Source organism: Bradyrhizobium sp. LHD-71 (genome assembly GCF_031157255.1).
GTDB lineage: Bacteria > Pseudomonadota > Alphaproteobacteria > Rhizobiales > Xanthobacteraceae > P52-10.
Map to the genome: position 1 here is coordinate 38,222 of NZ_JAVIFX010000016.1, position 21,216 is coordinate 59,437.

17 protein-coding genes are annotated in these 21,216 nt (G+C 62.2%); 10 read left to right on the top strand and 7 right to left on the bottom strand.

The window, feature by feature from the left end; translation table 11 throughout:
• Positions 1–45: 45 nt before the first annotated feature.
• Together RCO31_RS18565 and RCO31_RS18570 are read right to left on the bottom strand one after the other, a co-directional pair.
• Entirely contained in the window at positions 46–1,191 is a 1,146-nt protein-coding gene (locus RCO31_RS18565; RefSeq protein WP_308969927.1) for an acyl-CoA dehydrogenase family protein, read from the bottom strand.
• Between the two features lie 216 nt (positions 1,192–1,407).
• Positions 1,408–2,106, bottom strand: coding sequence for a response regulator transcription factor (locus RCO31_RS18570; RefSeq protein ID WP_308969928.1), 699 nt, complete (start codon positions 2,104–2,106; stop codon positions 1,408–1,410).
• Positions 2,107–2,389: 283 nt separating this feature from the next.
• Between RCO31_RS18570 and RCO31_RS18575 the strand changes: the two genes are divergently transcribed.
• Positions 2,390–3,613 carry an ABC transporter substrate-binding protein gene (locus RCO31_RS18575; RefSeq protein ID WP_308969929.1) on the top strand — a complete coding sequence of 408 codons (1,224 nt, stop codon included), beginning with the start codon at positions 2,390–2,392 and terminating at the stop codon, positions 3,611–3,613.
• Between the two features lie 79 nt (positions 3,614–3,692).
• On the opposite strand, the gene RCO31_RS18580 is transcribed toward RCO31_RS18575, so the two are convergent.
• Together RCO31_RS18580 and RCO31_RS18585 are read right to left on the bottom strand one after the other, a co-directional pair.
• Positions 3,693–4,775, bottom strand: a complete 1,083-nt coding sequence (locus tag RCO31_RS18580) for an endonuclease/exonuclease/phosphatase family protein (protein ID WP_308969930.1) — start codon at positions 4,773–4,775, stop codon at positions 3,693–3,695.
• 32 nt (positions 4,776–4,807) lie between these two features.
• Positions 4,808–5,908 (bottom strand): AraC family transcriptional regulator, encoded by a 1,101-nt coding sequence (locus RCO31_RS18585; RefSeq protein WP_308969931.1) that lies wholly within the window; start codon positions 5,906–5,908, stop codon positions 4,808–4,810.
• A 190-nt stretch (positions 5,909–6,098) separates the two neighbouring features.
• Between RCO31_RS18585 and RCO31_RS18590 the strand changes: the two genes are divergently transcribed.
• Both RCO31_RS18590 and RCO31_RS18595 read left to right on the top strand, forming a co-directional pair.
• Positions 6,099–7,073 carry a tripartite tricarboxylate transporter substrate binding protein gene (locus tag RCO31_RS18590; RefSeq protein ID WP_308969932.1) on the top strand — a complete coding sequence of 325 codons (975 nt, stop codon included), beginning with the start codon at positions 6,099–6,101 and terminating at the stop codon, positions 7,071–7,073.
• Positions 7,074–7,136: 63 nt separating this feature from the next.
• Positions 7,137–8,393 (top strand): cytochrome P450, encoded by a 1,257-nt coding sequence (locus RCO31_RS18595; protein ID WP_308969933.1) that lies wholly within the window; start codon positions 7,137–7,139, stop codon positions 8,391–8,393.
• Positions 8,394–8,465: 72 nt separating this feature from the next.
• Here RCO31_RS18595 and RCO31_RS18600 read toward each other — a convergent pair whose 3' ends face one another.
• Positions 8,466–8,897 carry a hypothetical protein gene (locus tag RCO31_RS18600; RefSeq protein WP_308969934.1) on the bottom strand — a complete coding sequence of 144 codons (432 nt, stop codon included), beginning with the start codon at positions 8,895–8,897 and terminating at the stop codon, positions 8,466–8,468.
• A gap of 322 nt (positions 8,898–9,219) precedes the next feature.
• Here RCO31_RS18600 and RCO31_RS18605 point away from each other — a divergent pair, with 322 nt between their 5' ends.
• The 3 genes from RCO31_RS18605 (at position 9,220) to RCO31_RS18615 (ending at position 13,763) form a co-directional block, all read left to right on the top strand.
• Positions 9,220–10,725 carry an NAD(P)/FAD-dependent oxidoreductase gene (locus RCO31_RS18605; protein WP_308969935.1) on the top strand — a complete coding sequence of 502 codons (1,506 nt, stop codon included), beginning with the start codon at positions 9,220–9,222 and terminating at the stop codon, positions 10,723–10,725.
• Positions 10,726–10,860: 135 nt separating this feature from the next.
• Positions 10,861–12,093, top strand: a complete 1,233-nt coding sequence (locus RCO31_RS18610; RefSeq protein WP_308969936.1) for a CoA transferase — start codon at positions 10,861–10,863, stop codon at positions 12,091–12,093.
• A 14-nt stretch (positions 12,094–12,107) separates the two neighbouring features.
• Entirely contained in the window at positions 12,108–13,763 is a 1,656-nt protein-coding gene (locus RCO31_RS18615) for an acyl-CoA dehydrogenase family protein (RefSeq protein WP_308969937.1), read from the top strand.
• A gap of 35 nt (positions 13,764–13,798) precedes the next feature.
• On the opposite strand, the gene nagA is transcribed toward RCO31_RS18615, so the two are convergent.
• The gene (nagA, locus tag RCO31_RS18620) at positions 13,799–14,980 is read right to left on the bottom strand and encodes an N-acetylglucosamine-6-phosphate deacetylase (RefSeq protein ID WP_308969938.1); all 1,182 of its coding nucleotides are present in this window, start codon (positions 14,978–14,980) and stop codon (positions 13,799–13,801) included.
• A 369-nt stretch (positions 14,981–15,349) separates the two neighbouring features.
• Between nagA and RCO31_RS18625 the strand changes: the two genes are divergently transcribed.
• Genes RCO31_RS18625 through RCO31_RS18635 form a run of 3 tightly spaced genes read left to right on the top strand, consistent with a single transcriptional unit; the run spans position 15,350 to position 18,200 of the window.
• Entirely contained in the window at positions 15,350–16,282 is a 933-nt protein-coding gene (locus RCO31_RS18625; RefSeq protein ID WP_308969939.1) for a BadF/BadG/BcrA/BcrD ATPase family protein, read from the top strand.
• A gap of 9 nt (positions 16,283–16,291) precedes the next feature.
• The gene (locus tag RCO31_RS18630; RefSeq protein ID WP_308969940.1) at positions 16,292–17,185 is read left to right on the top strand and encodes an N-acetylmuramic acid 6-phosphate etherase; all 894 of its coding nucleotides are present in this window, start codon (positions 16,292–16,294) and stop codon (positions 17,183–17,185) included.
• The gene (locus tag RCO31_RS18635; protein WP_308969941.1) at positions 17,172–18,200 is read left to right on the top strand and encodes an SIS domain-containing protein; all 1,029 of its coding nucleotides are present in this window, start codon (positions 17,172–17,174) and stop codon (positions 18,198–18,200) included. Before RCO31_RS18630 ends, RCO31_RS18635 begins: the two co-directional genes overlap by 14 nt.
• A gap of 25 nt (positions 18,201–18,225) precedes the next feature.
• Here RCO31_RS18635 and RCO31_RS18640 read toward each other — a convergent pair whose 3' ends face one another.
• Complete coding sequence (locus tag RCO31_RS18640; protein WP_308969942.1) at positions 18,226–19,983, bottom strand: ABC transporter ATP-binding protein; 1,758 nt, start codon at positions 19,981–19,983, stop codon at positions 18,226–18,228.
• Positions 19,984–20,141: 158 nt separating this feature from the next.
• Between RCO31_RS18640 and RCO31_RS18645 the strand changes: the two genes are divergently transcribed.
• The gene (locus RCO31_RS18645) at positions 20,142–21,209 is read left to right on the top strand and encodes a glycosyltransferase family 4 protein (protein WP_308969943.1); all 1,068 of its coding nucleotides are present in this window, start codon (positions 20,142–20,144) and stop codon (positions 21,207–21,209) included.
• Positions 21,210–21,216 lie beyond the last annotated feature (7 nt).

Sequence of the window (21,216 nt, forward strand, 5' to 3'; positions counted from 1 at the left end):
TGATCGAATGAAGCGAAAACGCCGGGCGTCGGCCGCGTCACCTCATCACCTGATGTAGGGAGGATAAGCGACGTCCAGGCCCGCAACGAGCCTGCCCAGCTCGGGCAGGTGGTGATGCGAGAACAGCTGGTGCTGGCGCGCGGCCTGCACGTCGCAGAGCGCGCGCAGCAGGCGGCTGTTGCGGTAAGCGGCGGCGCCGCCGCCGAGCTGGTGGGTAACGGACGTCACCTCCACGCTGGTGTCGCAGGCGTGCAGACACGCCAGGTAGATACGAGCCTGGAGTTGGCGGCCAACAGGCTCGCCGCGCTCGGCGAGTGCGTGCGCCTCAACGACGACTTCCCTAAGGGCGGCCCGGGCTGCCCGGAGGCGGGCATCGGCGCCGGCGAACTCGGCCATGGAGATCGGCGTGTCGGCCAGTTGACCGCGCCTGGCGGTGCGGCCTTCGCGCGCCTGCCGGGCGATCTCGTCAACGGCGCCCCGAGCGATGCCGATCGGGACGGCAACGAGAACAGGCAACAGCACAGTGTAGATGGGCAGCCGCCACAATGTGCCGTCAGGCCAGGGCCGATCCGTGAAACGGGCGCACCGGTCGGAATGAACGGCGACTTCCGCCGCAGAAACGTGGTGGCTGCCGGTGCCGCGCAGGCCCGCGACGTCCCAGGTGTCTTCGATCTTGAGGTCGGCCATGGGCACGAACACCACGCGCGGGACGGGATCGAGTCCGTCAGCCTCCTCGAACAGTGCACCGAGGCCGGCCCAGGCGCTGTGAAGACAGTTACTGGTGAACGGCCAGCGCCCGGTCAGCTTCGCGTGGCCGTGGTCGATAACCACCCGGCCGACAGGAGCGAACATGGTAGCGTTGCCCTGGTCCGGATCGGCGAAGACGGCGCGGGCGCCGGCTTCGGGCAGATAGCCGGCGAAGATGTTGCTTCCCGAACCGATCGCTGCGCACCAGCCAGCGCTGCCGTCGACCGCGGCAATGCGCTCCATCATATCCATCACGTCGACAATCGGCGCCTCGATGCCGCCGAGGGCTGCGGGAATCAGCAGTCGGTTGATCCCCGTGTCGCGCAGGGCGGCGACAACAGTGTCAGACAGGCGCCGGCCACGTTCGATCTCGTCGGTGGCTGCGCGGACAAGATCAAGGATCCCGTCCACCGCCCGCTTTGTCGAGGTCGTATCACGCGCCATCGCGTTCACCGTAAGCGCGAGGCATTGTTGCGGATTTCGCCGGAGCGCTGCTCATAAAAAGAAAATGTCCGCGGAAGAAGGAAATGTCCATGGTCCCCGCGGCAGATGTTGTTCAAAATCCGGAATGTGTCGCTTTGTCGCCGATCCTGCTGTGCAGTGTCGGTTCTGGGCTTGCTGTTCCGCGGATTCCGCACCGGCGAAAAGATCAACCGGCAATCAATCCGCGGTCCAGCTCTTGAATGATGATGGAGGCGTCGCTGGAAGCAGACTGTTCGAGCGGCTCTCGCGGCCGAGACGGGATCTCATCAGCTTGGCTGCGATGAATGCCGCTTCGGTGCGGTTGCGCGCGTGCAGCGCGCGCAAGAGGGCTGCAGTATGAATCTTCGCGGTCCCAGGCGCGATTCTCAGGTGCCTTGCAATTTCCTTGGTCGACATTCCGGCAGCAAGCAGCGGTAGAACCTCTTTCTGCCGGTGTGTCAGCTTGGCGATGTCCGAGTCCTGGCCCACCTCGTGGCCTGGACTTGGCGCTTCATCAACAAGCCAGCGCGGCACATAGATTCTGCCAGACAGCAAGTCACCGATGGCAACGAGCAGTTCGTCTTCCGACTGCATCTTGCAGACGAAGCCGTGGAAACCCGCGGCTAGGCAGCCAAATACATCCGCCCGTGTCTGTGAGTTCGACATCACGGCGAACCGTGTTTCCGGATTAAGCGCCCGCACTTCGCGCAAAACATTCGGCGAACCGTCACTGAGGCTCGCCGCATCAATCAGCATCAGGTCGAAGCGACCCCTGGTCACCGCGAGTTCGAGGATCGTCGCTTCCTCGACGCGAGAGTGATCCACTCGCGCTTCAATCAGAAGCCGAAGGCCCTGGCGGTAGACGCTGTGTCCATCGATCACTAAGATCAGCGGCAAGACATTCCCCCGGAGGCTGAATCAGTTCACCGCTCGTTGTTCAAGGAGAACGCCACTGGTGAAAGACTTTGTGCAATTTTAATCATAAGTAAAGCGACGTTTAATGAGATTGATCAAAACAACTGCTGCGCAAATTCACAAGATGAATCGTGGTTCCAGCATGGAAACCGGCCGTAGCTTGCGGCTCGACTGGTTGTAGGCTGGCCTGAATATCTCCTTGGGGTTGATGAAAATATTTGCGACCTCGAACGATCGAACAACCAAAATCTCGAAGGGATGGAACATGAGAAAGTCGCCGACAATTCCAGTTCTGCTGCTGACCGGCACACTGGTCGCTGCGGGCGGTGCGTTCGCGCAGACAATGGACAAGAATGTCAAGATTGGAAGCCTGGGTGACCAATCCAGTCTTTATTCCGACATCGGTGGCCCGGGCTCGGTGATCGCGGCGCAAATGGCCGTTGAGGATTCCGGACTTTTGCAGAAGGGCTGGAAGATCGAAGTGATCGCAGCCGACCATCAGAACAAGCCGGATGTCGCGAGCAACATCGCACGGCAATGGACCGATCTCGAGAAGGTCGACGCCTTCATCGACATGGCGGCTTCAAGCGTCGGCCTGGCTGCATCCGGCATCGCCCGGGAGAAGAACGTCGTGAACCTCAACACCGCGTCCGCGACATCGGATCTCACGAACGCGCAATGTTCGCCGAACACCGTTCATTGGGTCTACGATACCTATATGCTGGCGAACGGCACCGGAACAGCGTTGGTGAAGTCCGGTGGAGACAGCTGGTTCTTTATGACCGCCGATTATGCTTTCGGCCATGCGCTCGAACGCGATACTGGCGAGGTGGTCAAGGCGGCTGGCGGAAAGGTGTTGGGTTCAGTGCGCCACCCGCTCAACAGCTCTGACTTCTCCTCCTTCCTGCTGCAGGCGCAGGCGTCGAAAGCGAAAGTGATCGGATTGGCCAATGCCGGTGGCGATACCACCAACTCGATCAAGCAGGCGGCGGAATTCGGCATCGTTTCCGGTGGCCAGAAACTGGCTGGGCTCTTGCTCTTTATCACCGACGTCCACGCACTCGGTCTGAAGACCGCGCATGGGCTCAATTTCACCGAGACTTTCTACTGGGACATGAACGACCAGACCCGCGCCTTCAGCAAGCGCTTCATGGAGCGCCATAAGAAATCACCGCCGACGATGGTCCATGCGGGCAACTATGCTGCCGTCCTGCATTACCTCAAGGCGCTCGAGGCGCTGGGCGGCAACCCGCATGACGGCAGGACTGTGGTCGCCAAGATGAAGGAAATGCCGACCGACGATCCTTTGTTCGGCAAGGGCTCGATCCAGCCGAATGGCCGCAAGATTCACCCAGCTTACCTGTTCGAGGTGAAGAAGCCTGAAGAGTCAAAGCAGCCGTGGGATTACTATAAATTGGTTGCGACGATTCCAGCCGAGCAGGCCTTCATGCCGCTCGAAAAGAGCACCTGTCCGCTGCTGAAGAAGTAGGCGCCATCCGGCCGGCGCGGTATCCGGCCGGCCGGATTCTTCACCTGAACCGTTCGGCCAGTTGGAGTCCGCTGCGGCTTCAGCTTTCGGTCGGAGGGCCGGAGTCGGGGCGCGGGCCTGTCGCTGGATCAAACGTGGCGAGCGGCGTTGCGCCCGTCCTGAGACTGGCGAGGTAGGATTCGGTGAAGTCCATCTTGATCTCGACCCACAACGGCAGATGGTCCGACATCTGCCATGTGCGCCAGGCTTTGTAGGCCTTGCCGTCGGTCTTGGCGATCTTGCCTGTTTTGGTCTTCGTCGGCATCAAGGGCTTGTACACCTCGTAGTCGGCGTCGTCGCGGAACACATAGTCTTGCCAGCGGAAGCAGCCGGCGCTTCGGATCTCCGCCAGTTTGTTTTGGGTCCGCAAGGCAATCTGGTCATAGTAGTTGGCGCTCGCGAGCGCTGTCGGCTTGCGTAACGCAGCCGGCACTTCGAAGCCGCTGCCCAGAAGCGCATCCATGGTTGGATCGTCCGGATTCAGAATATTGAAATCACCGAGCAAAATGTAGGTCTCGCCATCCTTCTTCTGCCGCGCTGTGAAGAAAGCGGCGATGTCCGCGATCTCGCGCTTGCGCTGTGCAGTGTCCTGGGCGGTGCCGTAGTAGATGTGCACCGTGCAGATGTTGAACTTGAACCACCCGGCCTGGAAGGCGACGAGGAAAGGCGTGCGGTTGAACTGAATGACCTCCTTGCCCTTTTTCGGCGGTAGCACGATCTCGCCCGCAACGTGGCGGAACTGGATCTTGCGCGTGTCGAACACGAAAGCGAGCCGCTCCATATTCCCGCTTTGGTCGGTGACAATATAGTCCCAGTGTCGGCCGAGCAGGCGCATGACCTTCTGGAAATCGGCCATGTCTTCATTGACTTCCTGCACCGCGATCAGATCGAACGCCGAAATCACCTCCGCGATATAGAGCAGTGACTCCGGCAGGCGGGGCGACGGGTTCAGTCGATGCCCGCCGAAATCGCGAATATTCCATGTCGCCAGATGGAAGGAGTCCCGCTTGTTGTTGGGCGTGATGGTCTTGACGAGGCCGGCGCGCAGCGCCAGCAGCCGGTCGATCGTACGGTCCCTCGCTCCGGCGTCCTTCCAGAAGCGCAGCCCGGAATACTGAACCATGATCCTTCCCTTCGCTAACGCTGTATGGTGACTTAACGCGCCGCGCGTGGCCGCCGCCGGCTGTCAGCAACCCGACGGGGCAGGCCGGCCGGCTTCGATCGTTGCGGCTTGATGCCGTCGTCGCGACCGATTTCGCTGCGGCGCCAGCAGGTGGCGCTCGTACCGAACTCGGTGCGAAACCAGCGCGAGAACGTCGCGAGGCCCGAGAAGCCGAGCAGCTGCGCAGTTTCCGTCAGCGACCGGTGCCCGGTGCGGATGTGCCGTCGTGCAAGCTCGATGCGAACGTCGTTGAGGATCTCCGAAAACGTCACCCCGCGGACGGCCAATCGCCGGTTGACGGTTTTGCGATCGACGCCGAGGTGGCTCGCGACAGCCTCGCTGGTGCAGCGTCCCGACGGCAGCAGCGAGAAAATCAGCTGTCGCACCGTCGCGTCGATCGTGACTGTCGGATGCGCGACGACTTCCTCGACGAACTGCTTCATGTAACGTGGCATTGCCATCTCTGCGGTGCGGATCGGCACGATCAGATCGGCTCGCCGCATGATGAATCCATTGAAGACGTTGTCGAACAGCGTTCGGGTCCGGAAGAAGGTATTGTGTATCGTTCGCGATGAGGGGGCGGGGTGGGAGAAGCTGATGCTTTCCGCAGCCCAGGCGCTGCCGGCCAACGCATTGATGACACGGTGGACGGTGCCGACCAGCAACTCCGTCGCCTGTCGCGTATCGCCCCGCGTGGTCGCAAGGAACTGGACACGTAGCATCGCGAGATCAGCGTGCTCCTCGAGGCGAAACTCCATGGCGTCGCTGTAGCGATGAAGGTAGCGCTCCGCCGCGCGGATGGCGTCACCGACCGTCGGCTCTTCGCGTACCAGCAGGCCGACCGGCCCGATATGCGCCAGGCTGCGTATCACCGCGAGGCGTAGTCCGAAGTCTTCGATATCGGCGGCATCGGCCGAGCGCTCGAGCAGTTCACTGACCGCGGATGCCGGGATGAGCGTATCGACGTCGGACAGATCGAAGCGGTGAAGGCCGACGCTCTTCAGCAGCGCAAATGCGTCGAGCTGAAGCGTACGGGCGAGGTCGACATAGCCGGCCAGCGTTCCGGCGCGCACAAAGCTCAGGGGTTTAGCCAAAGCCGGCTCCCGGACGATGCCCCAAAATGCAAAATGGTTGCCCCATAATGCAAAACAGCATAACCCGGGACGGGTTATTCGGCATCAACAAAAATGAACAGCGTGCGCCCGATGCCGGTTCGCGCTTGGGGCGAGTGCTGGGCCGCATGCTCTGCGGCTCGAAGCCCAAAGAACAATGATTAGGTGAGGGATGAGGGCTGCAACAGGGATTGCAAGCGCGCTGCTTTCAATGGTCGTGCCGACGGCAGCTGTCGCGCAACAGGTGCCGTACCCGAACAGGCCGATCACCTGGGTGGTGCCCTCCGGAGCCGGCGGTGTCACCGACAATTCTGCGCGGTTCCTCGCCAAGGTCCTGTCGGAAAAGCTCGGCCAGCCGATCGTGGTCGACAACAAGCCAGGTGCGGGCGGCATCGTCGGCACTGAAGCGGTCGCGCAGGCCAAACCGGACGGGTACACGATGCTCTACGCCTCGCAGAGCACGATGGCGACCTTTCCATCCCTCTACAAGAAACTGTCCTATAGCCCGCTGAAGTCGCTTGTCCCCGTTAACGGCATGGCTGACTCATCGCTGCTCATGGTCGTCAATGCCGCGGCGCCCTACACGACCGTCGAGGAGCTCATCGCCCATCTGAAGAAAAATCCCGGCAAGATGAACTTTGGTTCCTCCGGCACCGGGACATCGACGCACCTGCTTGGGGAGATGTTCCAGATGGCGACCGGCACCAGCATGGTGCACGTGCCCTACAAGACACCGTCAAATCTCTACGCCGACCTGCTGTCCGGAACGATCGACGTGATCTTCGATTTCACCGTCGTGATGCGTCCGCACATCGAGGCCGGCAAGCTGCGTCCGCTGGCGATCGCGCGGGAGGATCGACTTAAGAGTTTTCCGAACGTGCCGACATTCAGGGAGCGCGGCCTCGACATCGTGCTGACCGCCTGGGCGTCAATCGCGATGCCGGCCGGCACGCCGCCGGAGATCGTGAACAAGATGTCGGCGGCCTTCGCCGAGACGACCCGCGATCCGGTCATTATCAAGTACAATGACGAAAACGACTTCGGCAATCTCGGTCACCTCGGGCCTGAGAAGCTGAGGGAGTTCTACATCAGCGAAACCGAGAAGTTCAAAAAGGTGGTCGAAAAGGCGGGCGTCACGCTCGACTAGCGAACCGGCTGGAGCCAATGTCATCCGGCTTTCGGATGATTGCAACGCGTGGAGGATTATCCGATGCACGGCACGATCAATCTGCTCGATCAGGCGCGCGAACACGCCTATTCAGTGCCGCTCAAGCAACTCGATCCGAGTCCTCCCGAGCTGTTCCGTTCCGATACGTTCTGGCCGTATTTCGACCGGCTTCGCAAGGAAGACCCGGTGCATCACTGCGACAGCGAGACCTACGGCCCGTTCTGGTCAATCACCAAATACAACGACATCATGGAGGTCGAGACGAACCATCAGGTTTTCTCCTCCGATTCGAAGCTCGGCGGCATCACCATTCGCGACGCGCCGGCGGAGTTGCGGCGGCCGATGTTCATCGCAATGGACGAACCGCAGCACAGCGCGCAGCGCCGGACGGTGGCGCCGATGTTCACGCCGACACACCTGGACGAGCTTGCGCTCAACATCCGCAAGCGATCGGCCTCGTGTCTCGACAGCCTGCCGCGCAACGAGACGTTCAACTGGGTGGACAAAGTCTCGATCGAGCTGACGACGCAGATGCTGGCAGTCCTGTTCGACTTCCCCTGGGAGGACCGGCGCAAGCTGACGCGCTGGTCGGACGTCGCAACGACGATCCCCGGACCCGACGGCGTGGTCGCGACGGAAGAGGAGCGGCAGGCCGAACTGATCGAGTGCGCACAGTATTTCAAGAAGCTGTGGGATGAGCGCATCAAAGAGGCGCCGAAGAGCGATCTCATCTCGATGATGGCGCACGCGGAGGCGACGCGAAACATGGATTTCGCCACGTTCCTTGGCAACCTGATCCTGCTGATCGTCGGCGGCAACGACACCACACGCAACACTCTGTCCGGCAGCATCTATGTGCTGAGCAAGTTCCCCGACCAGTATAAGAAGCTGCGGGAGAATCCGGAGCTGATCGAAAGTTTCGTTCCGGAAGTGATCCGCTGGCAGACGCCGCTCGCGCACATGCGCCGCACGGCATTGCAAGACATCGAGTTCAAGGGCAAGCAGATCAAGAAGGGCGACAAGGTGGTGATGTGGTACGTCTCGGGTAACCGCGACGACGAGGTGATTGAAAGGCCATACGACTTCATCATCGACCGCAAGCGGCCGCGCACGCACCTTTCATTTGGCTTTGGCATCCACCGCTGCGTCGGCCTGCGGCTGGCGGAGCTGCAATTGAAAATCATCTGGGAAGAGATCCTGAAGCGCTACGACACGATTGAAGTGATGGACGAGCCGCAGCGCGTCTATTCGAGCTTTGTGAAGGGCTACGAGACGCTTCCAGTCCACATTGCCGGCTGAAATGGCGTCGCACGGACAACGCAAGATCAGGCGGAGCCGGTTGCAGCCGGCCGGCCGCCCGCCGCGACGAGACTAGAAACCGAAGGCAAATTTGAGGGCGACCAGCGCTGCGACCATGCCGACAAAAATCAGGAACGGCGATACCGGGCGCTTGGAGCGGCCGCCCGGTGAGGGCGCGCTCGCGGCGAGTTTGGCCGTCCGTACGTTCTTCAAGTCGACGACGGCTCCTTCAGCAGGGCGGGGTTCGCGTGCAGGTTCCGGCGCCTCTCCTGCGCCGCCCATCTGCGCGTAGTAGGCGCGGTAGACCTCTCGAATGGCGGTCTGCGTTGCTTCAGATTCGGGCATTTTCTCAAGGTGAGTCCGATAGCTCATCAGCCACGCTTGCGCGTCCGCCGGCAGATCGTCAAAGCTGCCGAGCTTGGCCATCATCAGCCAGGTCGCAAAGTCCGCTTCAGCCTTTGCGCGGGCCTTTTTGGCGATGCTTGCGCTCGTGCGTTTGGGCATCTGTTCCCTCGTTGTGGTCTCGCAGCATCGTGGCCTGCGCCTTCTCGCCGAGCAGTCTAGCCGAAACCATTCGTCCGCTCAGCATCGAACGTTCATGTGCTGCCATGGCGGAACGGCGCGGAGGCAATGCCTCGTCGGCCACAATAGTTCAGCGGTTCAGGCTGACTTTGCGCAGCCATCTGCCGGGCAGATGGCTGCTGTCGCGTTCTTTGGCTTTACACTCTTGCGAGTCTTGCGGCAAAAGTAGCGGCTCGCCAGGTTCGCGCCCCTGGCGCGTACTCGCTTTGCAAGGATGCAGCGTAATTTTAAGGGATAATCAAGCATGAACCAAGCCGCACCCTTCAGCGCGTCCAAGGCCCGGACGATCGAGCACTTCGAGGTCCTGATTGTCGGCGCCGGCATCTCCGGCATCGGCAGCGCCTATCAGCTGTCCAAGAAGCTGCCGGACGCGAGCTACGTCGTGCTTGAAACCCAGGAGAGCTTCGGTGGCACCTGGCTGACTCACCGCTATCCCGGCATCCGCTCCGACAGCGACCTGCATACCTTCGGCTACAGCTTCAAGCCCTGGGTCGGGGCGCCGATTGCGACCGCAACCGAGATCAAGTCCTACATGGGCGAGGTGATCAACGAGAATGGCCTCGATCGGCACATCCGCTACAAGCACAAGATCCTCTCGGCGAGCTGGTCGAGCGCCCAGAATCTGTGGACCGTCGAGGCGGTACGCACCGATACCGGAGAGACGCTGCTGTTTACCTGCAGCTTCCTCTGGATGTGCCAGGGCTACTATCGTCACGATGAAGGCTACACGCCCGAATGGGCGGAGATGGACAAGTACAAGGGCCGCATCGTCCACCCGCAGACCTGGCCTGAGGACCTCGAGACGGAAGGCAAGAACGTCGTCGTGATCGGGTCCGGCGCGACCGCCGCGACACTGCTGCCGGCAATCGCCGACAAGTGCGGCCACGTCACGATGCTGCAGCGCTCCCCGACCTACTTCCGTACAGGCCGCAATGCGATCGAGCTCGCCGAGGAACTTCGCAAGCTGCAGGTCAGTGAGGAATGGGTCCACGAGATCGTGCGGCGGAAGATCCTCTACGAACAGGACGCGTTCACCCGCGCGTCGTTCGAGAAGCCGGAGAAGGTGAGGAAGGATCTGCTCGACAACATCCGCAACCTGCTCGGCCCGGACTATGACGTCGACACCCACTTCACCCCGAAGTACAGGCCCTGGCGTCAGCGCATCGCTTTCGTGCCCGACGCCGACCTGTTCAAGGCGATCAAGAGCGGCAAGGCGTCGGTCGTCACCGACGAGATCGAGCGCTTCACGGAAACCGGAATTCTTCTGAAGTCAGGCAAGGAATTGAACGCCGACATTGTCGTCACGGCGACCGGCTTCCACCTCAGTGTGATGGGCGATATCGCCTTCACAGTCGATAACCAGCCGGTCGACTGGGCCGAGACGGTCACCTACCGTGGCATGATGTTCACCGGCGTGCCGAATCTCGCCTGGGTGTTCGGCTATTTCCGCGCCAGCTGGACGCTGCGCACTGATCTCGTCGCCGAGTTCGTCTGCCGCCTGCTGCCGCACATGAAGGACAAGCAGGCCAAGTCGGTGTCGGTGACGCTGCGGTCCGAAGACAAGGACATGCCCATTCTGTCATGGATCGATCCGGAGAACTTCAATCCCGGCTATCTGATGCGCGACATGCATCGCTTGCCAAAGCGCGGCGACAAGCGCGAATGGCAGCACACGCAGGATTACTGGGTCGAGAAGGATGAATTCCCGACGATCGACCTTGACGATGCCGCATTCCGGTACGGAACCTAGGCCCGGCTATTGCGTCGAGATGCTAGAGCGGATCGCGCGAGGTAAGGGGGCAATCGGCGTGGTTGCTGCCTCACGCAGCTGCACGCGTGCCGTCGTGGCTGCGATCGAAACAGAACAGGCAAAAGAAGCGGACGAATGTATCAACTGCTTAAGGGTCTCAGTGTCGTCGAGGGCGCGTCGTTTATCGCTGGCCCCTCCTGCGGGCTGTATCTTGCGCAACTAGGCGCGGAGGTGATCCGATTCGATACGATTGGCGGCGGGCCGGATTTTCACCGATGGCCGCGCGTGCCCGGCGGGCCGAGCCTTTACTGGGAGGGCCTGAACAAAGGCAAAAAGTCCATCGCCATCGATCTCACCCGTCCTGAGGGCAGGCAGCTGGCGGTGCGGTTGATCGCCGCTTCGGGAGCCGGACGCGGCATCTTCCTCACAAACTTTCCGGCCGAAGGCTTTCTCGCCCACGAACGGCTGGTCGAGCATCGCTCTGACCTCATCACCGTCCGCGTGATGGGGCGCGCCAACGGCGAGCCCGCGTTCGACTACACGGTGAATGCGGCGGTCGGCATCCCGCAAATGACTGGTCCGGTGTCACTCGGCGACGAGCCCGTCAATCACGTGCTGCCCGCGTGGGACGTGACGACAGGTGCGTATGCCGCGTTCGCCCTGCTGGCGGCAGACTGGCATCGTCGCGAGACCGGGCAGGGCCAAGAGGTGCGCATTCCGCTCAGCGACGTTGCGATGGCGACGGTCGCCAATCTTGGGCAGGTCGCAGAAGTCAGCGTGCTCGGTGCTGACCGCCCGCGCTACGGCAATGATCTGTTCGGCGCCTTCGGCCGCGATTTTCTCACGCGCGACAAGCATCGGCTGATGATCGCTGCGATTACGCCACGGCAATGGTCGGGACTGATCGAGGTCCTGCAGCTCGGCACAGCGGTTGCCGCGCTGGAGAAGGAGCTCGGTGTCTCGTTTGCACGCGACGAAGGCGTCCGGTTTCAGCACCGCGATCGGCTCAACCCCATGATCGCGACGGCCCTGGCGTCCCGCGATCTCTCCGATCTTGCTCCGGCTTTCGATCGCGCCGGGGTCTGCTGGGGACCTTACCGCACGCTGAGCCAGGCCCTTGCGGCCGACCGCGATTTCTCCGCGAACAATCCTCTGTTTTCGGACATTGATCATCCGAGCGGTCATCGTTACCTGACGCCGGGAGCGGTCGCATCGTTCAGCGGACTGGAACGCAACCTGCCGGTGCGCGCGCCGCATCTCGGCGAGCACACGGACGAGGTGCTTGCCAGCTGCCTCGGATTGTCGGAAGGACAGATCGCCAAGCTCCACGATGACAAGCTCGTTGCGGGGCCGGTCCGATCGTCTTGAATTCAGAGTCTGGTATGAGTCTTCGTCCGCAAGAACTGGCCGATGCGTTCGCGCAGGCTGCCGCCGCCGCCGCCCGCTTTCTCGACGACGCGCGCCGCGCGGTCGTCGCAAAAGTTGATAAAGACGGGAAAGTTCCTCCCGAGGTGCTCGATCGCGAACAGCGCGCCGTGCATGGCCTCGCCTGGATCGCAACCGTCTCCGAAGCGCTGACACAGGCTGCGGCCTGGGCCGGCAGGCTGCAGGCGCAGAAGCGGCTTGGCGAGGCCGAAGCGCTGGTGCTGCAGATCGGCTTCGGCGAGTACCTCGCCCAGCTCGCATTCGGCCTGCCAATGAGCCAAAGCGAGATCGTGCGTCCGGTCGAGCTCGGACTTGAGGACGCTGCCGGCCGGCTCAGGCAGGATCGTGCGGTCGACAGACTGCTGCGCACCGGCAATATGGCCGCAACGCGTGCGGCGTTGATGGAGCGTATTCTTGCCGGCGACACCATCGATGAAGGCGTCGACGACGAAACACTCGACATGATCCGCGGCCAGTTCCGCCGGTTCACCACCGACCGGATCGTGCCCGGCGCCCATCAATGGCATCTGGACAACGCGTTGATCCCTGACGATATCGTCGGCGAAATGGCCGAACTCGGCGTGTTCGGTCTTTCGATCGATACGACCTTTGGCGGCCTGGGACTTGGCAAGGTGGCGATGTGCATCGTCACCGAGGAGTTGAGCCGCGGCTGGATCGCCGCGGGCTCGCTCGGCACGCGGTCGGAGATCGCAGGCGAACTCATCGGACTTGCTGGCACCGACGCCCAGAAGCAGCAATGGTTGCCGCGGATCGCGAGCGGCGAAGTCCTTCCGACGGCGGTGTTCACGGAGCCGGATATCGGCTCCGACCTGGGCCACCTCGCCACGCGGGCAGTACGCACGAGCGCGGGCGACTGGGCCGTGTCCGGCAGCAAGACGTGGATCACGCACGCCAGCCGCAGCGATCTCATGACCATGCTGGTGCGGACCAATCCCGACGACAAGGGACACGGCGGCCTGAGCATGCTGCTCGCGCCGAAACCGCGCGGCACCGAAGCCGATCCCTTTCCTGCGTCCGGCATGGAGGGAAGCGAGATCCACGTGCTCGGCTATCGTGGCATGCGCGAGTATGTGCTTTCGTTCGACGGCTTTACCGTTCCTGCCGACGGTCTGCTGGGCAACAGGGAAGGCGACGGCTTCAAGCAACTGATGCGCACATTCGAAAGCGCGCGCATTCAGACCGCAGCGCGAGCCGTCGGCGTCGCGCGCCGGGCGTTCGAGTTGGGCTTCGAATACGCGCGCAATCGCAAGCAGTTCGGCCGCGCCATCATCGCGTTTCCGCGCGTCTCCGACAAACTGGCCTTGATGCTGGCGGACATCGTGCTGGCGCGTGAGCTGACCTATTTCGCAGCGCGCGAAAAGGACAAGGGACGCCGCTGTGACGTTCCGGCGGGCATGGCGAAGCTCCTCGCCGCGCGCGCCGCCTGGAGCAACGCCGACAACAGCCTGCAGATTCACGGGGGCAACGGATATGCGCTCGAATACGAGATCAGCCGCGTGCTTTGTGACGCGCGCATTCTGAATATTTTCGAAGGTGCGGGCGAAATCCAGGCCCAGGTGGTCGGTCGCGGATTGATTGCGTCGCGGAACTGACGCGCAGCCGGGCCGCGATCGATCCCGATCGACGGTCATTCGTGCGCGTCAAAGCGCTCGCCGCCGATCCAGGTAGCCAAGGCATGGAATGTTGGGGTCAAAGCGACGAGATCGGCTCGCGATCCCGCCTGCAGGCTGCCGCGTTCGCGATCGATCCGAAGATATCGTGCAGGCGTCAGTGAGGCCGCACGAAGTGCATCGCCGGTTGGAACACCGGCGAGCGTCACTGCGATCCGAACGGCGGACGCCATGTCGAGATGCGCGCCGGCAAGCGTGCCGCTCTGATCCGTGAGCTTTTGATCGTGCAGTTTGATGGACCGTCCCAACAGCTCAAATCCATCCTCGGTCGAGCCGACAGTTGGCATCGCGTCGGTGACCAGGGCGATGCCGTCCGCTCCCTTTGCGGCAAAGCTCGCGCGCACGACCAGCGGATCGACATGAATAGCATCAGCGATGATGCCGGCGGTCAGGCGCGGTTCGCACAGCGCCGTACCGACGATGCCCGGCTCGCGCGCCATCATCGCGGGCATCGCGTTGTGAAGATGCGTGACGCCGCTGAGCCCGTCGGCGATGGCGGCCATCATGACGGCGGCGCTTGCTTCACTGTGGCCGGCTGACACTCGTACACCGGCGCCCACCAAGGTGCGTACGAAGCCAGCCGGAACGCATTCCGGCGCCAGAGTAATAAGCGAACGGCCGGCAGACGCCAGACCGGTAAGCCATTCGAGATCGGCGAGAGTCGCGGAGGCGATGCGGTCGGGTGGATGAATGCCCGGGCGCGCCGGGCTGATGAAGGGACCTTCGAGGTGCAGGCCAAGAATGCCGTCCTTGCCGGCAGTAACCCTGGCAGCGGCGATCGCAGCCTTCGCCTTGGCGAAGGTGTCGGTGATGAACGTCGGGAGGCACGCGGTCGTCCCGTAACGGCGGTGCGCGCGAGCAATCGCCGCCATTGCCGCCGGCGTCGGATCGTCATTGAGAAGTATGCCACCACCGCCATTGACCTGGAGATCGATGAATCCCGGCGCCAGCAGCGTTCCTACCGGCAGGTCGTGACGCGGTAGAGCTGCCGGCACATCGCCGGCAGCGGCAATGCCGCGGACCAGGCCGCGCTCGATCAGCACCGCCGCGCGTTCGTGCCAGCGATGTCCGTCGAAGATCCGATCCGCCGTCAGCGCAAACGCGGCGTTCTTTGCTCCGGACCCGGAGGCTGGTTCCATATGATCCGCTTCTTTCAAGGCCAGATTTTCATCCAAGTTTCACGATGTAGGTAACAAGCCGGCAAGGTTCGCCAAACATCGCGGATCATCGCCACTTCCTCGTGAGAATGGAACCGCCGAATGCCGGCAAACGTTCCGTGGGACTGGATCAGTCGCGCTCGGAGGAAAACGCAACGCTTTCCAAAGCCAGGAAATCACCGGTGCCACGCGGCAGGTGTTTTATCAGCGGACGTCGGCTCAGGCGACGAAAGCTGCCTGCCGAAATCCTGGAAATGGAAGTCTTGGAAACGGAAGTCTTGGAAACGGAAGTCTTGGAAACGGAAGTCCTGGGGATCGAAGTCCTGGAGATGGTGTTCGGCGAGCCGTCGCATGAGTGGCAATATCCCAAAGGGTACTCGCTTGTTCATCGGCATCGACGGTGGCGGAACGAGCTGCCGCGCTCGTATTGAAGACGATGAGGGACGATATCTTGGTGCGGGAATGGCAGGAGCCGCAGCGACGCGACTTGGCATTGACAGCTCGATCGCTGCTTTGACGCGGGCGAGCCTCGCGGCCGCCGAGGACGCGGGACTTCCTGCGGAGGCTCTCGCGGAGATGCATGCCGGCGTCGGGCTTGCCGGAATTGGTCGAAAGGGCGCGCTCGAGGAATTGATGCGCCGGCCGCATCCGTTTCGTACCGTCGTTTACGCCAACGATGCGGTGATCGCCTGCCTCGGCGCTCATGGCGGGCGGGACGGCGGTATCGTGATTGCCGGGACGGGCAGTGTGGGTCTTGCCGTTGCGAATGGTGGCGTGCTGCGCGTCGGCGGCTACGGCTTTCCGATTTCAGATGAAGGCAGCGGCGCCGCGATCGGCTTGCGCGCCATTCGCACGGCCTTGCGCGCGCATGACGGCCGGATCGGACCGACGCCGCTGGCGCGTGAGCTCATGGCCAGATTCAACGATGATGCGTTCGCGGTCGTCGCCTGGTCGGAGCGTGCAACGGCGACCGATTTTGCGAGCTTTGCCCCTCTGGTCTTACGGCATGCAGACGCAGGTGATGAATCGGCGCGCCGGATCGTCGCAAGCGCTGCGCAGCAGATTGGTGTTCTCGTTCGCCGATTGCTGGAGTTCGGTGCGCCTCGGGTCTCCCTGCTTGGCGGGCTTGCAGAGCCGCTGAGCGCCTGGCTCGAATCGGACATCGGGGCCCACCTCTCTCCGCCCGAACAAGACGCCGTTGCAGGCGCGCTGTTGTTGGCCCGGCGCAGGGCGGCTTTTCCTCAGTCACCCGAGGAATGGTCTGCTATCTTCGAGACCGCGTGAGGAAAGGCAATGGCGACCGAACAAATCAGTCCGCGTTTTGTTGACCTCGATTCCTGGTCGACGAGCGACATGGTCAACGCCATGTACGAGGGACAGCTCGCCGCTTCGGCAGCGGTGCGAGGCGCGCTCGCCAGCATCAGCGCCGCGGTCGACGATGCAACACCCGCCCTCGAGCGAGGAGGCCGGCTGGTGTATGTCGGCGCGGGTACGTCAGGCCGAATAGCGGTACAGGACGGGACCGAACTGCCGCCCACCTACAATTGGCCAACTGACCGGCTCGTGTTCGTCATGGCGGGCGGAATGAACGCGCTGGTGCAGAGTTCTGAAGGTGCGGAGGATCGCAGCGAGGAGGGGGCGCGGGCGATCGCTGAGGCCGGGATCGGTCAGAACGACGTCGTCATCGGTGTCGCCGCGAGCGGAACGACGCCTTTCACGGTCGGTGCCCTGAAAGCCGCGCGCGAAAGAGGTGCAGTGACGATTGCCATCGCCAATAACCGCGGCGCTCCGCTGTTCGATGCCGCGCGTCACCCGATATTGGTCGAGACGGGAACGGAAGTTGTCGCCGGCTCCACGCGGATGCAAGCAGGCACCGCCCAGAAGATCGTTCTCAATCTGTTTTCGACGGCGGTGATGGTTCGACTTGGTCGGGTCTATCGCGGACTGATGGTCAACATGCGGGCACGCAATGCGAAGCTGCGGCGCCGCGCTGAAGTCATCGTCGATCAGATCGTCGGCTGCGGCGCAAAGGACGCTACCCGCTTCGTCGAGCGGGCCGATGGCGATGTGAAGCTCGCGATCCTGCTCGGTCTGGGTCTCGAGCTCGACCATGCCGAGACCGTCCTGCAGCAACACCATGGAAACCTCCGCTCTGCAATCGGCGAGTTGATGCATGACCCTGCCTGAACCAACCTCGACTGCGATGGCGCATGAGATCGCTGAAATTCCGGTGGCGACCGAGAGACTGTTGTCACGGCAATCAGCAGCTCGGGCCGTCGCCGACCGCATTCGAGAATTCGATCCTCGCTTTGTCGTCATATGCGGGCGCGGCAGCTCCGGTCATGTCGGTGTGTTTCTTCGTTACCTGTTCGAGATCCGCGCAGGCTTGCTCGTTTCCGCGTCCGCCCCGTCGGTCGTAACCGCCTACCGACGGACTCATGACATGCGGCAGATCGTGTTCGTCGTGATATCGCAATCCGGCCGCAGCCCCGATCTCGTCGCCGCAACTCAACAGGCCCGGGATTCCGGTGCGCTTACGGTGGCGCTGGTCAACGACGCAACGTCTCCGGCGGCGCAAGCGGCCGAGCTGGTGCTGCCGATCGAAGCGGGGCCGGAGCGCGCGGTAGCGGCGACGAAAACGGTCGCGCTGTCGATGGTCCGCGGCGCGCAGCTCGTCGCGTATCTCACGGCGGACGATCGGCTCGTCGAGCGGATCAACAGCCTGCCGGACAGGTTCGCGCGCGCACTTGGCTGCGACTGGAGCGCGTGGGGCAACAGTCTTGAGCAGGCGCAGGCGGCATTCGTGATCGGCCGCGGATATGGGCTTGGAGCGGCGCGCGAGATTGCACTGAAGCTCACGGAGACCCTTCGCTTGCCAGCTCTCGGTTATAGTGCGGCCGAACTCAGGCACGGTCCGTTCGCGGCCGTGACATCGACCACGCCTGTGCTCGCGCTTCGCGCCGATGATGCGGCATCCAGTCTGGTGGATGGGCTGGTGCGCGAACTCGAGAGCAACAAGCGATCCATTTTTGCGGTGGGTGGACCTGCCGGAACGCTGCCGTGGATCGGCGACGATCATCCGATCTGCGATCCGATCGCGATGCTGCTGCCGGCGTACCTCGCAATCGAGCAGACGGCGCGACGGATGGGGTACGATCCCGACCGTCCGCCCAATCTCAGCAAAGTTACCGAAACGCTTTGACCATCTGAACGGACCAGAAGCAGGCCTACGCTGCGCGGACGGAAAGCAATCGCGCTTCCTTCTTGACCAGACGGCTGAAATGTCCGCCGTTCTCGATCAACGTTGTCGGCGGGCCGTCTTCGATGACCTTTCCGTCATTGATCACCACGATGCGATCGAACTGGCGCAGCGTGGAAAGCCGGTGGGCGATGGCGATGACCGTGCGGCCGGCCATCAACCTGCCAAGCGCCTCGCGAATTGCCTCCTCGGACTCGGTATCCAGCGCAGATGTTGCTTCATCCAGAAGCAAGATAGGCGCGTTCTTCAGGAAAGCGCGCGCGATCGAAATTCGCTGGCGCTGCCCGCCGGAAAGCCGCAGCCCGCGATCGCCGACGATCGTGTTGAGGCCATCGGGCAGCCCTTCGATGAACGAGTTGCAACGCGCGTCCATGGCTGCGCGCCACACCTCGTCATCGGTGGCGTCCGGATGTCCATAGCGGATGTTCTCAAGGAGCGACCGGTTGAACAGCGCGGTATCCTGCGGCACGGTCGCGATAGCGTTCCAGAGACTTTCCTGCGTGATGCGGGAGATGCGCTGACCGTCGATCAGGATCTCGCCGCCATCGACGTCATAGAAGCGGTGGAGCAGTGTAAACAGCGTCGACTTGCCCGCGCCGGAAGGTCCAACCAAGCCGACCCGTTCGCCGGACCGGATGTGCAGGTCGAAGTTCTCGAACACGTTCTTGCCCGAAGGATAGCCGAACGAGACTTTGCTGAAGGTGATATCAGCGCCATCATGAACGAGCGGCACTGCGTCCGGATGGTCGAGCAGGTCGTGTGGTACAAGCAGCGTATAGATTGCTTCCGACAGTCGCGCCAGATGCTGCGTGACGTCGACCAGGGCGACGGCGAGATCGCGTGTCGCGCTCAGAACCGAAATGCCTAGCGTGCAGACCATGACCACATCGCCGGCGCTCGCCTTGCCCTGCTGCCACAAGATCAGTGCCCAGGCGAGCAAGCACAGGGTGAGGATCACCGTCACGAGCGCATGCCCGAAGCGCATGCGCTCCAGATAGAGCAAGCTCATTCGCCGCGCATGCAACTCATGCTGCACAGTCTGATCGAACCGCATGTGCTCGCGGCCCAGTCCGCAAAACGCCTTGACCAGCGCCATGTTGCCGACGACGTCGACCATTTCGCCGTCGACGAGCGCAGCTTTGCTCGCAAAGTCATGATGCAGGGGCTTCCCACGCGACGCGAAGTGGAAAAGAACGACCACCACGATACCGGCGATGACGAGGAGGGTGGCCGCCATCGCCAAATTCACACTTGCAAGAAACAGAATCGCGCCGACTGAAGCCAGGCAAGGCGGCAGCACGTTCCATACGAACATGTTCTCGATGGTGAATGCCGCGTTGGACGTGGCCGTGATGCGGCTCGTCAGCACGGCGGGCAGACGGTCCGAGAAAAAACTGGGCGAATGCATGGTGAGATGGCGAAACAGGTCGCGACGGACGTCACCTGTTACCTGCACGAACGTGTAGCTGGCCACCAGGCTCGCTAGCCGCCACGAAAGATTGTCCGCGGCGATCAGCGACACAAGTATGGCAAATGCTCCCCAAGGCGAACTTAGTTGTGTCGTCAATGTGTCGACGAGAAGCTTGATGCCGTATTGCGTGCTTACAGAACAGGCAACTGCTACAACGACCGCACAAAAAATCACGGCATGCGAAACCGGACGCTGCGCGACGTAGTGAAAAAGATAGGCCAAAGGCCGCTGCCGCCACTCGGTGATGTCCCGCATCAATCTGGTCCCCTTCGGCGGTTCAACGCCTGAGTGGCAAATTTTGTTGCCATGCGGGAACGACTCCGAACGTTGAAAATTGTTCCTATCGCTATGGCGCGGGACGGGAATGCAAATCGCGTCGATTGCGTAGTCATTTAGTAAGGAGGGTGCAGTCGATGCGTATTGCCCAGGTTTCGCCACTTACCGAAGCCGTGCCACCGAAGCTGTACGGCGGGACCGAGCGGGTAATTTCATGGTTAACCGAGGAACTCGTCGGCTTGGGGCACGACGTGACTCTGTTCGCAAGCGGAGATTCCAGGACCGAAGCAACGCTGGAGGCGATGTGGCCGAAGGCGCTGCGGCTTGACGGATCAGTGCGCGACCCCAATGCGCTCCACATGGCAATGATCGAGCGAATATGCCGGCGGGCGAATGACTTCGACATAATTCACCTGCATCTCGACTATTATCCGTTCTCGGTGATGTCGCGACAAAGCGTGCCGTTCGTAACGACGCTGCACGGGCGTCTCGATCTGCCCGAACATCAACCGATGTTCGAAACTTTCTCGTCGATACCCGTGGTGTCGATTTCGAATTCGCAGCGGCGACCTATTCACAGAGCGAGCTGGGCGGGGACTGTCCATCACGGCCTGCCTGTGGACCTGCTGTCACCGCGGCCGGTCCAACCCTCCTACCTTGCGTTCCTCGGGCGAATATCGCCAGAGAAGCGTGTCGATCGGGCGGTACGTATCGCTGAGCGGTGCGGCTTGCCGCTCAAAGTCGCGGCCAAGGTCGATGCGGTGGACCGCGATTATTTCGAGGACGAGATTCGCCCGCTCTTTGACCTGCCGCATGTCGAATACATTGGCGAAATCTCCGACGCCGGAAAATCCGAATTTCTCGCCGGCGCGGTTGCGCTGCTTGTTCCGATCGATTGGCCAGAACCGTTCGGCCTGGTGATGATCGAGGCGATGGCGTGCGGAACGCCGGTGATCGCGTACAACAGAGGCTCGGTCTCCGAGATCATCGAGGATGGTGTGACCGGCTTTGTCGTCGAGGACGAAATCAGCGCGGTCGGTGCGATCAACCATCTTCCGTCATTGTCACGCGAAACCGTGAGGCGACGCTTCGAGGAAAGATTCACGTCGCGTCGAATGGCCGAGGACTATCTGTCGATCTACCGGCAGCTTATCTTCCGGCAGGCTGACCGGCCGGCGTTCCGGCCGCACATCGCGGCCGGATGATCCTCAA

What these genes read in the sequence shown, in the direction of transcription:
- RCO31_RS18565 (WP_308969927.1), bottom strand. Translation starts at nt 1,191, where the DNA reads ATGGCGCGTGATACGACCTCGACAAAGCGGGCGGTGGACGGGATCCTT.
- RCO31_RS18575 (WP_308969929.1), top strand. Translation starts at nt 2,390, where the DNA reads ATGAGAAAGTCGCCGACAATTCCAGTTCTGCTGCTGACCGGCACACTG.
- RCO31_RS18580 (WP_308969930.1), bottom strand. Translation starts at nt 4,775, where the DNA reads ATGGTTCAGTATTCCGGGCTGCGCTTCTGGAAGGACGCCGGAGCGAGG.
- RCO31_RS18590 (WP_308969932.1), top strand. Translation starts at nt 6,099, where the DNA reads ATGAGGGCTGCAACAGGGATTGCAAGCGCGCTGCTTTCAATGGTCGTG.
- RCO31_RS18595 (WP_308969933.1), top strand. Translation starts at nt 7,137, where the DNA reads ATGCACGGCACGATCAATCTGCTCGATCAGGCGCGCGAACACGCCTAT.
- RCO31_RS18600 (WP_308969934.1), bottom strand. Translation starts at nt 8,897, where the DNA reads ATGCCCAAACGCACGAGCGCAAGCATCGCCAAAAAGGCCCGCGCAAAG.
- RCO31_RS18605 (WP_308969935.1), top strand. Translation starts at nt 9,220, where the DNA reads ATGAACCAAGCCGCACCCTTCAGCGCGTCCAAGGCCCGGACGATCGAG.
- RCO31_RS18610 (WP_308969936.1), top strand. Translation starts at nt 10,861, where the DNA reads ATGTATCAACTGCTTAAGGGTCTCAGTGTCGTCGAGGGCGCGTCGTTT.
- RCO31_RS18615 (WP_308969937.1), top strand. Translation starts at nt 12,108, where the DNA reads ATGAGTCTTCGTCCGCAAGAACTGGCCGATGCGTTCGCGCAGGCTGCC.
- nagA (WP_308969938.1), bottom strand. Translation starts at nt 14,980, where the DNA reads ATGGAACCAGCCTCCGGGTCCGGAGCAAAGAACGCCGCGTTTGCGCTG.
- RCO31_RS18625 (WP_308969939.1), top strand. Translation starts at nt 15,350, where the DNA reads ATGAGTGGCAATATCCCAAAGGGTACTCGCTTGTTCATCGGCATCGAC.
- RCO31_RS18630 (WP_308969940.1), top strand. Translation starts at nt 16,292, where the DNA reads ATGGCGACCGAACAAATCAGTCCGCGTTTTGTTGACCTCGATTCCTGG.
- RCO31_RS18635 (WP_308969941.1), top strand. Translation starts at nt 17,172, where the DNA reads ATGACCCTGCCTGAACCAACCTCGACTGCGATGGCGCATGAGATCGCT.
- RCO31_RS18640 (WP_308969942.1), bottom strand. Translation starts at nt 19,983, where the DNA reads ATGCGGGACATCACCGAGTGGCGGCAGCGGCCTTTGGCCTATCTTTTT.
- RCO31_RS18645 (WP_308969943.1), top strand. Translation starts at nt 20,142, where the DNA reads ATGCGTATTGCCCAGGTTTCGCCACTTACCGAAGCCGTGCCACCGAAG.